Source organism: Rothia sp. P100, from assembly GCF_023712425.1.
In the GTDB taxonomy this organism is placed as follows: domain Bacteria; phylum Actinomycetota; class Actinomycetes; order Actinomycetales; family Micrococcaceae; genus Rothia; species Rothia endophytica.
Window position 1 is genome coordinate 243380 of record NZ_JAMAYG010000004.1, and the last position, 14875, is coordinate 258254.

General features: G+C 54.2%; 15 protein-coding genes and 1 tRNA gene. 13 read left to right on the forward strand and 3 right to left on the reverse strand.

Annotated features, from left to right (window positions below; translation table 11 throughout):
* Positions 1 to 316: 316 nt before the first annotated feature.
* A complete protein-coding gene (locus tag M3668_RS10300) occupies positions 317 to 1135 on the forward strand; it encodes a PRC and DUF2382 domain-containing protein (protein ID WP_237203412.1) in 819 nt (272 codons plus the stop codon).
* A gap of 99 nt (positions 1136 to 1234) precedes the next feature.
* On the forward strand, positions 1235 to 2119 hold the full coding sequence (locus tag M3668_RS10305; protein WP_251380756.1) for an SDR family oxidoreductase: 885 nt from the start codon (positions 1235 to 1237) through the stop codon (positions 2117 to 2119).
* Positions 2120 to 2217: 98 nt separating this feature from the next.
* Here M3668_RS10305 and M3668_RS10310 read toward each other — a convergent pair whose 3' ends face one another.
* Positions 2218 to 2817: a DUF3887 domain-containing protein gene (locus tag M3668_RS10310; protein WP_251380757.1), complete on the reverse strand. Its 600-nt coding sequence runs from the start codon at positions 2815 to 2817 to the stop codon at positions 2218 to 2220.
* A 258-nt stretch (positions 2818 to 3075) separates the two neighbouring features.
* Between M3668_RS10310 and dusB the strand changes: the two genes are divergently transcribed.
* Both dusB and M3668_RS10320 read left to right on the forward strand, forming a co-directional pair.
* Entirely contained in the window at positions 3076 to 4287 is a 1212-nt protein-coding gene (gene dusB, locus M3668_RS10315) for a tRNA dihydrouridine synthase DusB (RefSeq protein ID WP_502948970.1), read from the forward strand.
* A gap of 120 nt (positions 4288 to 4407) precedes the next feature.
* Positions 4408 to 4950 (forward strand): GNAT family N-acetyltransferase, encoded by a 543-nt coding sequence (locus M3668_RS10320; RefSeq protein WP_251380759.1) that lies wholly within the window; start codon positions 4408 to 4410, stop codon positions 4948 to 4950.
* A 306-nt stretch (positions 4951 to 5256) separates the two neighbouring features.
* Here M3668_RS10320 and M3668_RS10325 read toward each other — a convergent pair whose 3' ends face one another.
* Complete coding sequence (locus M3668_RS10325) at positions 5257 to 5844, reverse strand: TetR/AcrR family transcriptional regulator (RefSeq protein ID WP_237203417.1); 588 nt, start codon at positions 5842 to 5844, stop codon at positions 5257 to 5259.
* A 90-nt stretch (positions 5845 to 5934) separates the two neighbouring features.
* Here M3668_RS10325 and M3668_RS10330 point away from each other — a divergent pair, with 90 nt between their 5' ends.
* The 7 genes from M3668_RS10330 to M3668_RS10360 all read left to right on the forward strand — a co-directional run bounded on the left by M3668_RS10330 (position 5935) and on the right by M3668_RS10360 (position 11970).
* A complete protein-coding gene (locus M3668_RS10330) occupies positions 5935 to 6633 on the forward strand; it encodes a GAP family protein (RefSeq protein ID WP_251380760.1) in 699 nt (232 codons plus the stop codon).
* Between the two features lie 65 nt (positions 6634 to 6698).
* On the forward strand, positions 6699 to 8042 hold the full coding sequence (locus tag M3668_RS10335) for a deoxyguanosinetriphosphate triphosphohydrolase (RefSeq protein ID WP_251380761.1): 1344 nt from the start codon (positions 6699 to 6701) through the stop codon (positions 8040 to 8042).
* 23 nt (positions 8043 to 8065) lie between these two features.
* Positions 8066 to 8260: a hypothetical protein gene (locus M3668_RS10340; protein WP_251380762.1), complete on the forward strand. Its 195-nt coding sequence runs from the start codon at positions 8066 to 8068 to the stop codon at positions 8258 to 8260.
* A 32-nt stretch (positions 8261 to 8292) separates the two neighbouring features.
* Positions 8293 to 10200 carry a DNA primase gene (gene dnaG, locus M3668_RS10345; protein ID WP_251380763.1) on the forward strand — a complete coding sequence of 636 codons (1908 nt, stop codon included), beginning with the start codon at positions 8293 to 8295 and terminating at the stop codon, positions 10198 to 10200.
* 115 nt (positions 10201 to 10315) lie between these two features.
* Positions 10316 to 10388 (forward strand) — tRNA-Asn (locus M3668_RS10350).
* 205 nt (positions 10389 to 10593) lie between these two features.
* Complete coding sequence (locus tag M3668_RS10355) at positions 10594 to 11364, forward strand: sulfite exporter TauE/SafE family protein (protein WP_251380764.1); 771 nt, start codon at positions 10594 to 10596, stop codon at positions 11362 to 11364.
* A 75-nt stretch (positions 11365 to 11439) separates the two neighbouring features.
* On the forward strand, positions 11440 to 11970 hold the full coding sequence (locus M3668_RS10360; RefSeq protein ID WP_251380765.1) for a rhodanese-like domain-containing protein: 531 nt from the start codon (positions 11440 to 11442) through the stop codon (positions 11968 to 11970).
* Between the two features lie 72 nt (positions 11971 to 12042).
* Here M3668_RS10360 and M3668_RS10365 read toward each other — a convergent pair whose 3' ends face one another.
* Positions 12043 to 12300: a metal-sensitive transcriptional regulator gene (locus M3668_RS10365; protein WP_251380766.1), complete on the reverse strand. Its 258-nt coding sequence runs from the start codon at positions 12298 to 12300 to the stop codon at positions 12043 to 12045.
* Between the two features lie 116 nt (positions 12301 to 12416).
* Between M3668_RS10365 and M3668_RS10370 the strand changes: the two genes are divergently transcribed.
* Positions 12417 to 13808 (forward strand): MBL fold metallo-hydrolase, encoded by a 1392-nt coding sequence (locus M3668_RS10370; RefSeq protein WP_251380767.1) that lies wholly within the window; start codon positions 12417 to 12419, stop codon positions 13806 to 13808.
* Positions 13809 to 13932: 124 nt separating this feature from the next.
* Positions 13933 to 14841 carry a phage holin family protein gene (locus M3668_RS10375; RefSeq protein WP_251380768.1) on the forward strand — a complete coding sequence of 303 codons (909 nt, stop codon included), beginning with the start codon at positions 13933 to 13935 and terminating at the stop codon, positions 14839 to 14841.
* Positions 14842 to 14875: the final 34 nt, after the last annotated feature.

Sequence of the window (14875 nt, forward strand, 5' to 3'; positions counted from 1 at the left end):
AATGGAAGGACGGCGCCGGAATCTTCAAAAGACTCCTCTAATACAATACATGTTTTTAGACCCTAATCCCAGTTTATTATCTGTTCTGGCATGTCAGAAGTATCATGTCTAGACATGTTGGGATTAGTGGGGTTCTGTACTAAGTTTAGGTAAATAGGGGTGAAAAATAATTTAAAAAGCCAGCTTAGGTATTTGCCAAGTATGCTGTTAATGAGTAGTGTTACTAGTGTGCTAGGGTATAAGACTCCTTACAGGTAAGGGTCTCTTAAGCTCTCGTGCACCGTCCATGAAAATACTCCGAAAGGGAGCAAGACCTATGGCTACTAACGAAACTATCGAAACTCTGCGCAACTCCACCGTTTTTGGCCCCGAGGGTGAAAAAATCGGCAAGGTTGGCGAACTTTACCTCGACGCGCAGACTGGTAACCCCACCTTTGTTACTGTAAACACCGGTCTCTTCGGCACCAACGAATCATTCGTTCCTGTTGACCAGGCGCGCTACAGCGGCGACGAAATCCACGTTCCCTTCACGAAGGAATTCGTAAAGGACGCCCCCAACATTGCTGAAGACGGCGAGCTGTCACCCGCAGAAGAGCAGCGTCTCTACGAGTACTACTCAATGAGCGGCACTGCTACCACTCACGATGACGCTCGCACCTCACACGAGGGCCTGGCTGCTGGCACCGCAACCGCTGGCGCTACAGATTTCACAGAAGATCATCGCGATGCGCACGCTACCACCCCTCATGACGGCGATGTTGTTGCTCATGAGGAGCGTCTGAACGTTTCCAAGGCAACCAGTGCAACTGAAACCGGCCAGGTTCGCCTGCGCAAGGTTGTTCACACTGAGAAGGAAACTGTTGAGGTTCCCGTCCGCAAGGAAGAAATCGTCGTTGAGCGCACCGACCTCAAGGATGGCAAGACCGTAGATAACTACGATTTTGACTCAGCCGATGCACATGCTGACGTTACTGTTACCGCTCACGAAGAGCGCCCTGTCGTCTCAACCGAGACCGTGGCCACCGAGCGCGTCTCAGTGGGTAAGGAAGTTCACACCGAGACCGAGCGTGTATCCGCAGACGTCCGCAAGGAAGAAATCGTCGTTGACGGCGATGACACCCGTAAGAACTTCTAATAACCCCTAAAACTGTGAGTACCTCATAGTTGATATGAGCCCCGCACCTGCTAATCCAGCGTGCGGGGTTCATTTTTTACCCCCCAGAAAGTGATTCTTATGTCTCATCTCGAAGACCCCCGTTCTAAGTACCCCGTAATTAGCCCTCCCGAGCAAACCCAGCCTGAACCTGGCCTCGATCAGAAAATGGAACCTCTCGCTGATTTGGGCGAGAAAACCTATCAGGGCAATGATCGCCTTGCTGGGCGTAATGCCCTGATTACCGGAGGTGATTCCGGGCTGGGAGCGGCTGTTGCCATTGCTTACGCCCGCGAGGGGGCCAACGTGGCGATTTCTTACCTGCCAGAAGAAGAGCCCGACGCTGAACTCATTATTAATGCGATTGAGGAAGCTGGAGTGAAGGCGCTGGCGCTACCGGGGGATCTGCGTGAGCTAAAGCAGTGCCAGGCCATCGTTGAAAAGACCGTAGAAGCTTTCGGCGGTCTCGATATCGTGGTCAATAATGCTAGCCGTCAGGTGTGGCATGAAAGGATTGAGGATCTCAGCGATGAGGACTTCGACCACACGATGAAAGCTAATATTTATTCGGCCTACCGCGTTACTAAGGCGGCTGTGCCTCATCTTAAGCCCGGCTCTTCGATTATTTTTACCTCTTCGATTCAGGCTTATGAGCCCTCAGAGACGTTGCTGGACTACGCCCTGACTAAGGCTGCTCAGAATAACTTCAGTAAGGGGCTGGCACAGGCTTTGGCTCCTCGCGGTATTCGCGTGAATGCTGTGGCGCCGGGGCCCTTCTGGACTCCATTGCAACCCAGCTATGGCCAGCCCGTGGAGAAGCTAACCCAGTTTGGTCAGGACACTCCATTGGGTCGTGCCGGTCAGCCAGCTGAAATCGCAGGTGCCTATGTCTTCTTGGCATCAGATGACGCGTCCTACGTTGCGGGCGAGACCTTGGGTCTTACCGGCGGACGCCCCACCCCGTAGGTCTCACAGCTAGAGCACTGAACCTGCCCCTGACTCAGGGACCTCTAAGGTCTATGAGGCGGGGGCAGACTTTTTGGTGCAGGCCTATAAGGAGGTTTTTACCAGGGGAACTCAGCTGAGTCGTTCAAGTAGATGATGAAGCCAATAACTTTCCTGCGGGAGTTGAAGGCAATCTGTCCGACGGGTTTACCGTCTGTATGTTCTAGCGTGAAGTCTGCGATTGCAAAGATTGAGTTGTTGGGGACTTTGATAGTAGCCGAGAAAACCTTGAATTCGTGGGGGTTTGGGGCGTGGAGATTGAGGGAATCAACGCGCTGAAAATCTCCACATCCCTCCAATACTTTTTGCCACACCTCGGCAAGTTTTTTCTTGCTGAGTCCTCGTTTAGCGGTGAAAGAGAAGTAGCTGTGCACCTTCTCCCACTCCTGTTCTCCGATACGGTGAAGAACGGCTTTTGCGGTGTTGATGAGGTGCGCTTGGGTTCCTTCTGAAAAGTGCATGGGGGCGATCTCCTGAATAATCTTTGAGTATTTTTGGGCTGCTGCCTGGCGGCTAACCCCTAACACAGAGCCAATCTCACCCCAGGAGTAGCCATCATTTTTAGCGACCGCAATGCAGTGGTTGAGATGGTGTTCAGAGTCCTGAGCAGCCTCCTGGGCTAGAGCAATGTTTTCGAGTTGGGTGGGCAGATTTCCCATGGGGCCTCCTAGATGTGAAAGTGTCAATTATTTATTTCTCTTTCGCGTTTAATGATGCACATATTAGCGTGGGTGTGTCAAGGTTTTATTTCACTATTACATAGTGGTGCGTGAGCTCTGCATAGAATGGAGGCTTCACATGCTGGAGCGCACCCGGTCAAGCTGTCTAACCCACGCTGGGCCGGGGAGGGCGCCCTTGCCCGCTACTTTGTATCACAGCTGGCACTGTGAGGTGCCACGCTGACCGCCTTTGGTCAAATGTGCGAAAATAGCACAGTGACTCTTTCAACTGATACCCCCGCAGAAACCAACGCCGCGCCGCAACTTAAATTACCGCCCTTGCAACTGGGCAAGCTAACCGTTGATACCCCCGTGGTCCTGGCGCCCATGGCGGGCGTAACTAATAAGGCTTTCCGTACCCTCTGCCAGGAGTACGGTGGGGGACTGTACGTGACCGAAATGGTGACTGCCCGTGCCCTGGTGGAACGCAAACCTGAGTCTATGCGCATTATCGACCACGATGACCACGAAAAAATCCGCTCCATCCAGATCTACGGTGTGGACGCTGTGAACGTGGGTAAAGCAATTCGCATGGTGGTTGAAGAAGACCGTGCGGATCATATTGACCTCAACTTTGGTTGTCCTGTACCCAAGGTAACCAAGCGCGGCGGCGGATCAGCCCTACCCTGGAAGACTGACCTTTTTACCGCCATTGTTCAAACTGCGGTGCGTGAGGCGTCGCGCAATGATATTCCCCTGACCATCAAAATGCGTAAGGGTATCGACGAAGACTACCTCACTTATCTGGACTCCGCCAAGATTGCGCGTGACGCCGGTGTTGCGGCTATTGCTCTTCACGGACGTACTGCCGCCCAGCACTATGCGGGCAAGGCCGATTGGGATTCGATTGCTCAGTTGCGTGAAGCTATCCCCGATGTGCCTATTTTGGGTAACGGCGATATTTTCTCGGCCGAGGACGCTGTCGCTATGGTGGAGCAGACCGGTGTGGATGGTGTGGTTATCGGCCGTGGTTGCCAGGGGCGTCCTTGGCTCTTTGGTGATCTTCAGAATGCCTTTGAGGGGACAGCTGAGCGGTATCGCCCCGGTGTTACCGAAGTGGCGGACATGATTTACCGTCATGCTGAATTGCTGGTGGAGACTTTTGCCGATGAGCACCGCGGCTTGCGTGAGATTCGTAAGCACGTTGCATGGTACTTCAAGGGCTACCCTGTAGGTGGGGAGCTGCGCGCGAAGATGGCGACCGTCTCTGATCTTGCCACCTTCCGTGAGCTACTAGGCCAGCTGGACCATTCCATGGGCTACCCGGGTGCCGCTGTTGAGGGCCCGCGTGGCCGTGCCGGCACCCCAAAGGTCCCCTCACTGCCAGATGGCTGGCTCGACTCCCGCATCCTGGGCGACGCCGAGCGTCTTGGTCTGGTGGAGGCTGAGCTAGATATCTCTGGCGGCTAGAGTCTCACCTTCGATATCACCGAAACCTTCACCGGCTCTTTCCGTGACGTTTGGGTGACTAAGAGCAACTGGTGGCTGCATCATCGGCAACGAGCAGTGCGGGCTACTAGACTTAGACTCATGACTACCTACACCATTCGCCCAGAAACCTCTGATGACGCCCCTGCAATCGGTCAGCTTCATAGAGCAGCTTTCGAGACCGGCTACGAGGCACAGCTCGTCGAAGATCTGCGCGCCAACCGAAGTGTCTGGGAACCTGGTGTGTCTCGGGTAGCTGTGGGCCAGAGCGGCCAGATTCTTGCTCACGCTCTGTTGACCCGCTGCTGGGTAGGTTCGGTGCCAGTACTTGCGCTCGCCCCGGTGGCTGTAGCTCCCACTCATCAGAAGCAGGGTATCGGCAGCGAGCTGACCCGTAGCGTCCTGTCGGCAGCCCGAGAAAAAGCGCTACAACTTAATGAGCCAGCCTGTGTGCTGGTGCTGGGACATCCAGCCTTTTATAACGCCCTTGGGTTTGAACAGTCGCGTTTTCACGGAATCAAAACAAGTATGGAGGTGCCAGCTGAAGCTTTTATGGTCCTTAATCTTAACCCCGCTTTTGATTTGCCATCTGGCGAAGTTATCTACCCAGCAGAATTTGGGTTGAGCGAAGATGATGATTTATAGAACGCTCTGATACCTTGAGGGTTATTCAAAAGCCCCACCAGTCGCATAAAACACCAACCCCGCACCACCGCAAACAACCTGGTGGTTTTCCGCCTAGTTTCGACCAGGTGGTGTGGGGTGCGCCCCGCCAGTCTAAAGAAGTAGCACATCAGTAAAGTCGTACTACTTAGCAGCCGCGCCCCTGAAAGGTAAAAACTCATCTACCTGTAGCACCTCACTACATGGAGATAGGTTAAGGGGTAGCAGGTAGTCAATAAGAGGCGCACTCTTTTTTGGGGGCGGGGGGTTGATAGGACGCGCGTACCTCTAACTCAGGATTTTTTTCAACCCGCTTCTGAGGTCAGCTTTAATATCATCTACTAGCCCTGATCGGCTTGGCACGTTCAGATAATCTAGGGTCAGGCCATTAATGAAGGCTGTTAGAAGCCGGGCGGTGCGAGGAAGATCTTCAGTGGCGACTCCCAAGTTGCCGGTAGAGTGCCAGGCGATCAGTGCCTGCATTAGCCGATCCTGAAAAGTGGCTAGCTCCTGTTGATACAACTTGGCTAGCCCGCTGCGTGTTGAAGCCGCTGCGCCCATAGTAATCCAAAGCGTGGAGTCCTCTCGTTGCACCTCTCCAATCGGTAGAAGCTCGAGTAGGGCAGTCGTTAGTCTTTCCAATGGATCAGCGGGTAGTTGTAGATTCTGCACCCGCTCGTGTTGCCGTGCTGTAGAGCGCAAGAGTGCTTTTTCGAGCAACTGATTTTTTGTGCCCATGTAGTACTGGACGGTGCCGTGGGCAAGACCTGCTTCTTGGGCCACTTTCCGCACGCTCACTACATCAAACCCTTGTGTAACAATCACGCGGATTGCCGCATCGCTTATAGCGGCTTCTTGAGCAGATGTATCAGACATACATGCACTTTATCAACGAAGATATCTTAACTCTATTTTCTCATACGTTCGTATGATAAAGTCTAATGTGATTGCATGGGGGAGTGGACTTTGGCAAACTTTCTATCATTATTGGCTCTAGCCTTGGTCGATAGTCTCAGTATGGGAACCCTAGTGATTCCTCTGGTATTGCTTATCAAATGGAGGTATGTCCGGGTGGTCCCTTACGGGGCCTACCTGGCTACCATAGCCGCCTCCTACTTCTTGATAGGCATTGCGCTTTTCTTTGGGATGCGCAGGGTGACGGAAATCTTCAGTCAAGTAGCCGTCACCGCCTGGTTTAGTTGGGCCTTATTAGCATTGGGTGCTGCTCTGTTCATCTTCGGAGTTTTCTCGCCCAACCCTGTGAAGAAGACAGCGGATGAGATTATGGTTGCCCGGGGGCAACAGGCTGACCAGAAGATCCGGCAGCGTGCAGGTTTACTGGGCATCGTTAGTTTGGCTGTTGGGGCAGCTGTTTTAGAGACGGCAACCATGTTGCCTTATCTTGCCGCTATTGGCATTATTCAGTCGCTACCTGCACCTTTTGCAGTTCAGCTGGGGGTGCTGGGTCTTTATTGTCTAGTGATGGTTGCCCCGGCTGTGCTGATAGGATGTATCGCTCGTCTGTGGGGTGAGCGCGTTTTCGAAAAAATCTTCACAATAATGCCGCGTTTAGAGTACGAAGCCAAAGTAACGCTCCTATGGGTGGCGGCTATTGTGGGAGTGTTGCTGGTCAGAAACAGTGCGATACAGCTGGGCTTGTTCTAGGAAGCTTGAACCACCAGATTTCTCTGCACGCCTCCGAGGGGGCATATCCTACTAAACTTGGAGCTATGAGCGTCGAAAAGTCATCAAGTGCGTATCTCAGTGAGCTCGCCCCCAGTCCCGGTTACACCGAGGCGGACGCCGCCCGCTGGGTGCCCGAGCACCATAAGTTTGTTTACCGTTCGCCCTTTGAGCGCGATCGTGCTCGTGTGTTGCACTCGGCCGCACTGCGCCGTTTGGGGGCTAAAACGCAGGTGGTTGACCCCGATACCGATGACTTTGTGCGTACCCGTCTTACTCACTCCCTAGAGGTCGCCCAGATTGGGCGTGAGGTGGGCAGAATGCTGGGGTGCGACCCCGATGTGGTTGACGCGGCCTGCCTTTCTCACGACCTGGGTCACCCGCCTTTTGGGCACAATGGTGAAACTGCCCTGGATAAACTCGCTGCGGACGCCGGCGGGTTTGAGGGTAATGCGCAAACCCTCCGCCTGCTCACCCGTATTGAACCCAAGGTGATGCGGCACGATGGTGGCAGTGCGGGGCTCAACCTGACCCGCGCGTCCTTAGACGCCACCTGCAAGTACCCATGGGGGTATGCCGACGCCCCGCCACGGCCGGACGGTAGACCCAACCGCAAGTTCGGTGTCTATGCCGATGACCTGCCGGTCTTCACCTGGTTTCGAGCCGGTGCCCTTGAAGCTGGGGCGGCGCCCACCCAAAAATGTATCGAAGCGCAGGTTATGGATCTTGCCGATGATATCTCCTACTCGGTGCATGACGTTGAGGATGCCGTGTTTGGCGGTCACGTGCAACTGGATGATCTCAAGAACCCCAGTACCCGCGAGATTCTGTTTGAAAAAACTCGCCAGTGGTACCTGCCGGGAGCTGACGATAGTACCCTCGATGCCGCCCTGAACCGTCTAGAAAACCTGGAACGCTGGGTGCCTTTTATGAGCGGTACTCGCAGTTCTCATGCCTCTTTCAAAGCACTGACTTCAAAACTCATTGGTCGTTTTGCGGCCTCGGCAATGAACGCCACCCGTGATGTTTACGGTGATGGGGATTTGACTCGCTACAGCGCCCAGTTGGTGGTGCCCCAAGAAACCGAGCATGAGATTGCCGTGCTCAAGGGCATTGCCACCACCTTTGTCATGACCTCTCGTGACGCCCAGCCCCACTACGAAAACCAGAAAGAAATTCTGGAGTTTCTAGTGGCAGCCTTGCTGGATAACCCTGAATACCTTGAACCTGTCTTTGCTGCTGACCTGCGTGAGCTAGGCCGCAACGATGACGTTGCTAAACTGCGCCTGGTCATCGATCAGGTCGCCTGCCTGACTGACCGCAGTGCCCTTGCCCTCTTCAAACGCATCACCGGGTCGAACTGGTCGGTGGGCAACAAGCCCCTTTGGTAGAATCCTTTCACGGAAGTAGAACAATGAGATATAAAAAATCTTTCAAACAGCTCGCCCTAGCGGCGGTAGCCAGCCTCATGATTGGCGTGCTGGTGGGTGCAGTCACCGGACGATGGATATGGGGATTCACCGCCTTTATCGTGACCCTACTCATCGCCCTTTCACCCGAAAGCTTCGGGATGGGACGCACTCGCCCTGGCCCCCTCGACGATGAATAACCGCGTTTGACGCCTTCAACTACACTGGTAGGGTGGCTGGCTTAATTAAACGTGAAGACATCGATGAGGTACGCTCGCGCACCGATATCCGCGAGATTGTTGAAGGATATGTAACCCTCAAAAGCGCTGGCATCGGCTCTTTCAAAGGGCTCTGCCCCTTCCACGACGAGCGCACCCCCTCCTTCCACGTGCGCCCCCAGATGGGCACCTACCACTGCTTCGGCTGCGGCGAATCAGGTGATGTCATTTCCTTCGTAATGGAAATGGACCACACCCCCTTCACCGAAACGGTAGAAAAACTGGCAGCCCGTATCGGCTATGAACTGCATTACGAACAGGGCACCGGTCAAACCAAAGAAGAGGTCGGCCGTCGGCAGCGTCTACTGGACGCCCACAAAATAGCCGCCGAATTCTTTCAAAAAAACCTCTACACCCCCGCCGCTGCCCCGGCTCAAAAGTTCCTGGGCGGGCGCGGGTTTGACCCGGCGTCCAGCCAAAAATTCGGGGTAGGTTATGCCCCCAAGGGCTGGGATAATCTGCTCAAATATCTGCAGAATAAGGGCTTCACCACCGATGAGTTACGCGCCACCGGCATGTTCTCAGAGGGCAACCGCGGGCTCTATGACCGTTTTCGCGGCAGGCTGGTCTGGCCCATTCGCGGTATCGCCGGGGAAACCATCGGCTTTGGCGCTCGCAAGCTCTTTGACGATGATCAAGGCCCCAAATACCTCAATACCCCCGAAACCCAGCTCTACAAAAAATCCCAGGTGCTCTACGGCATCGACCTGGCAAAACGTAATATCTCCCGTCAGAAAAAGATTGTGGTGGTTGAAGGGTATACCGACGTCATGGCAGCCCACCTGGCCGGGGTCGATACAGCGGTTGCCACTTGCGGCACCGCTTTCGGCACCGACCATATCAAAATCGTGCGCCGCCTCATCTCGGATGACGGTAGCGGTGGAGAAGTCATTTTCACCTTTGATGGTGATGCCGCCGGGCAAAAGGCTGCCTTGCACGCCTTCGCCGAAGACCAGCGCTTTGTCGCTCAAACCTATGTTGCCGTTGCTAAAGACGGCATGGATCCGTGCGATCTACGTCTAGCCCGGGGAGACGCCGCCGTGCGTTCGCTGATTGAGTCCCGCCGCCCGCTCTTTGAATTCGCCATCGATGCCACCCTAGCTGACTTTGATCTTGATTCCCTTGAAGGGCGAGTACGCGGTATGCGGGCCATCGCTCCTATCATCGCGGGCATTAAGGACGCCGCCCTGCGCCCAGCCTACGTTCGGCAGGTAGCAGGCCAGCTGGGCTTAGACATCGGTGAAGTGCAGCGCGCCGTCACCTATGCCCTTAACCACCCGCAACTCTCTGCTAGCCAAAAAGCTGAAGCTGCAGAAGCTGAACGTGCAGCCCGACAGGCAGGTGAAGAAACAGAGCAGAGAGCCCAAGAAAACCCCTTCGAGCAGCCCGACATGAGCGACCCTCTCGCCAAGCTAGAACGCGATGCCTTAGAAATCGTGGTGCAAAAGCCTGACTATCTCAGTGTCGAACAGTGGCAGGAACTCGCCACTGTGCAGTACCGCTACCGCATGCACGCTGGGGTGGGGCAGGGGATTATCGGTGCAGCAAGCACCATGGCCCCCGTTCCCGGTCACGCCTGGGTCAACACCATCCGAGCCCATGCCCCAGAGGAAGTACACGCTCTCATCGCCCAGCTCACCGTGGCTCCCATCCCCGCGCGCACGGTCGACCAGCTAGTGCGCTACTCCCGCGATATTCTCAACCGTCTCTTTGAGCAACAAATCACTCGCCAAAAATCAGACCTACTCATGAGACTACAACGGACTAACGCCGCCACCGAACCCGAAGAATACCGGCAAATCCAACAACAACTACTGGAACTAGAAATGCAGCGACGCAAAAAAATGCAAGGGCAAGACTAACTTCCACCAGTCCGCGTGATGTGTGACTGAGCTTACGGAATTTCGATTTGCGAGGTTGAAGCAACTCCAGTAAAGTTATTACTCGTTGCGGAGATGAAAATATCACCTTAAACATTCCCCCGTAGCTCAATTGGCAGAGCATTCGACTGTTAATCGAAGGGTTACTGGTTCGAGTCCAGTCGGGGGAGCAAGCAATAAGACCCAGCTTTTTAGCTGGGTCTTTTTCTTTAACCAGCAATCACTCCGCAGGTCTTAGAATCCGAGCGTGCACCCTAAAGACGCGCAGTGGTATCTGGCAATCCTCCCCAACCGCCCTTTTCTTCTTGACTACTTGAAAAAAAATACCCCTGGGGGTATATTTTGGAAGGTAGGTTAGTCAGCTGAAAGGTATTTATGCTACTCGCTGTGCTGTTAGGAGCCGTTATCGGTCTGCTCATGGGTGCCCTGGGCAGTGGCGGGGCAATTCTTGCTGTGCCTGCTCTAGTGTTTCTTTTTGGCTTTGAGCCTCAGGATGCCACACTCGGCTCACTGGTTGTGATGGTAGCTGGCGCACTTTCAGGCATTGTCAACCATGCAAAAATGGGTTCAGTAGACCTAGGTAAAGGTATGCTGTTCGGAATGCTGGGGATCGCTGGCACCTATGTTGGACGCTATCTTGCTGGGGGAGTAGATGGCAGCGCTCTCATGCTCACCTTCGCTGCCCTTTTAGTAGTGATAGCTAGCCTCATGATCAAAAATGCTGTGACCGGCTCACGAGTCGACCCCAGTGATAGAAGTGCGGGCAGGTTTGCAGGTGCCATTAAGATTACCCTGGCTGCTCTCTTAGTGGGTGTCCTCGTAGGCTTCTTTGGTATGGGTGGCGGTTTTATGATCGTTCCGATGCTTACTCTGCTGATGGGCTTGAGTATGCGGCATGCGGTGGGCACCTCGCTGGTTGTCATCTTTATCAACTCCGTCGCGGGGTTGGGCGCCGGTTTTGCCCAGTTAAACCAGCTGGACTGGGGTGTATTGAGTGTTATGGCCGGCTCGGCTGTACTTGCGACACTCATCGGAACCAGGATGGGTGCCAAGGTGCCTCAGAAAATGCTCAAGCTAGCTTTCGCTACCCTGCTGTACCTTATAGCTATCTACACCGCTATTAACAGTTTTCTATCCATCATCTAATTACTACATCAAAGGAATGATATGACCATCGAATCATAGTTACCTCAGTCAATCGACTCAGCCCGTTTAGGGCAGGTGCGCAGTGAGGGCAAGGCCCTGTTGCTTGACGTAAGAACAGCGGCTGAGTTTAAAAGTGCCCATATTCCGGGGAGCGTCAACGTGCCTTTGGCGCTTATTGAAAAGCATCCCGAGGACCTCAGTGCTCACATTAATGAGGAAACCATTATTATTTGCCGTTCGGGTGCCAGAGCGCAGAGAGCTCAGAAGCTACTGGCCGGGGTGGGTGTGCTCAATACCAGCGTCCTGACCGGCGGTATTGAAGCGTGGAAATCAGCGCAGGGTGCTATTAAAGCGGGCCCCACTCGTTGGGATCTTGAGTGCCAGGTGCGTTTAGTAGCTGGTTCACTGGTGCTCAGCAGTATTGCCTTAAGCGCAGTAGCTCCTAAAGCTAAGTATGTTGCCGGGGCTATCGGTGGTGGTCTGAGCTTTGCTGCGCTGAGTAATACCTGTGCCATGGGTGCGGCTCTGCAAAAGCTGCCTTATAACCGCCAGGGTGAAGTGAGTTTGAAAGAAGCGCAGGTTCGCTTGCGCCAGCACAACGCTTAGGCGATAGATAAAGCCGCCGGGACCATATGGTTCCGGCGGCTTTTTTGCGCCTGTGTTAGCAGGTAGTTCTGTTTACGCTAGTGAGAGGAACATCTTTTCTAGTTGCTCTGGGCTCATTTCTGGTTCTTCGGCGGTCAAGCACTGCTGTAGCCCAGCGGCGACGATGGCAAAACTTGCCCGGTCTACGGCTTTGGATGCTGCGGCAAGCTGGTTTACGACCTGCTGGCAGTCCGCACCCTCTTCCAGCATGCGGATGATGCCACCCAATTGCCCTTGGGCTCTTTTGAGGCGGTTGATGGCAGGTCTGATGTTATCTGGTTCAAGTTGCACGATTTTCTCCTTGTGTTGCTCTGTTTAGTATACCCCCGGGGGTTTGACTTTAAGTGGTATTTTGCTATGCTCAATAATACCCCCAGGGGTATTATTTATAACTGATAGGAGTCACCATGCTTTTTGAACGAATTTATGAAGAGGGACTAGCACAGGCAAGCTACTTCATTGGCTGCCAGCGCAAAGGCCAAGCTATTGTGGTTGATGCCCGCCGTGACATTCAGGTTTACCTTGATCTAGCTGCCAAAAATGGCATGGACATTATTGCTGTCACTGAAACCCACATCCACGCGGACTACCTATCGGGAACCCGCGAACTGGCATCGTCAACCGGCGCCACCGTTTACCTCTCGGGGGAGGGTGGAACTGACTGGCAGTACGACTTTGACGGTACGAGAATCCACCACGGCGACACCATCCAGCTGGGCAACATTACCCTTACAGCTCAGCACACCCCGGGCCACACCCCTGAACACCTGTCCTTTCTCGTGACCGACGGTGCGGTGGCAGATCAGCCCGGCTATATGCTGACCGGTGACTTTGTGTTTGTGGGAGATCTGGGGCGGCCAGACCTGCTCGATGAGGCAGCAGGTGGCAAAGACACTCGCTTTGCGGGCGCAAAAGATCTCTTTGCAAGCCTCAAGAGAGTCTTCATGCCCCTACCGGATTACGTGCAGATTTACCCGGCGCACGGTGCAGGTAGCCCCTGCGGTAAGGCCTTGGGAGCGGTACCCACCAGCACCGTGGGCTACCAAAAAGCTTTTGCATGGTGGGCGCCCTATCTTGAAAACGACGATGAGCAAGGGTTCATTGATGAACTTCTGGACGGACAGCCGGACGCACATGCCTACTTTGCGCGCATGAAAAAAGAGAACCGGCTGGGCCCAGCGCTCATAGGACAACCTGCCCATCCCGAAAAGCTGGATGTTGAACAGGTCAAGAATATGTTGAGTGACGGGTCAGCTCTACTGGTTGATACCCGTGACCAGCACAGCCTCCACAGGGGAACTGTTAAAGGTGCATTGAACGTTCCGGCAGGAGACCAAGCCTCCAATTTTGCTGCCTGGGTGATCGACCCGGAGCGTGAGCAACGCCCCCTCATCGTCACTTTTGATGATGAAGCTAACGCGGCTCAATTTAGGGACGCTCTCTACCGTGTTGGTATTGATACGGTGCGTTTCTTTACCTCTGATATCGCTGAGTTGGCGAACTATCAGCCAGAAACCATCGTTCCGGCTGATTTAGATCACACCGGTTACGATGCCCTCGTTGATGTGCGCGGCAAGGGGGAGTACGCTGCCGGCAGTATCCCTGGGGCACAGCAGCTATCTGGCGGGTCAGCGCTCTGGCGCCTCAATGAGCTACCGCAGACTGGTTCAACCCTGGTGACTTTTTGCCAATCAGGTGTGCGCAATTCGGTAGTGGCTAGTGGTCTGCGTCGAGCAGGTTACAAGGTGCTGGAACTTGAAGGAAGCTACCAGGGCTGGCTGGATGAGCAGGGTGCATAACGATAGGTAAATAATTACCTCCAGGGCGTGAAGTATCTCCCCTAATAGGGCTATAAGCGGAGTAAACTGATAACTTGGTATAAGCAGTACACAAGCACACTTATAATGCAAAGAGAGGTGGCTCATGACCACTCCAATGGATCCTATTGGGCAAACTCGTGCTCAGAGCGTCCGCGCCGATGAAATGCCTGCCGCTAACCGCGGTATCCGCGCGGGCATCAACAACATCAAATCCAGTGCGACCCAGGTTGTTGATGCAGGCAAGGTTCTTACCCGCCTTACCCCCAAACAGCTTAAAGACGAAGTTGCCATTGCCAAAATTGAGGTCAAAGAAAAGGGCATCGCGGTAGGTAAGGGCGCTGCAGTAGCTGCTGTAGCCGTCATCTTCGCACTTTTCATGGCCATCGCTCTGGTCATCCTTGCTTACGTTGGTCTTGCCGCGATCATGCCTAACTGGGCAGCTGCCCTCGTACTGGTGGGGCTTTTCCTCCTGTTAGCTGCCGTGCTGGGCTTCCTCGGTTACAAGATGATCATGAAACAGCTTCCTTTCAAACCTGAATCAGCAATCTTCGGTGTACTCTACGACCTCGGCGTGCTCAAGGAAGGCTCAGCAATGACTTCAAAGCGAGTCAAGCGTGAGCAGGCTGAAAAGGCTGAAGCTAAGAAGGCTGAATCAGAAGAGAATAAGAGCGAGGACTCTGAGAAGACCCCTGCCGCTCCTGCTCCTAACAAGGAACAGCTCATCCAGCGCACTAAGCAGCGCCGTGAACACCTCAAGACCCTGCGCGATGACATCGAAAACCACGCCAACGACGTTCAGACCCGCGCTAAGGGCCTGAGCCAGGAGGCTAAGTACAGTGCCAAGAACACCCCTGCGACTGCGGCATCTACTGCGGCTGCCAACGGCAGGAACCTGGTTAACAATGCATCTGACCCTGAAACCCTGCAGGCCCACTGGAAGTCCTTTGCCGCGCTGGTAGCTTCCCTCGGTGCCTTCTTCGTATTCCTAGGCAAGCTCATTCGTCGCAAGTAAGTCTCCCTGACTTACGAGTATGCGCCCGCCGCCC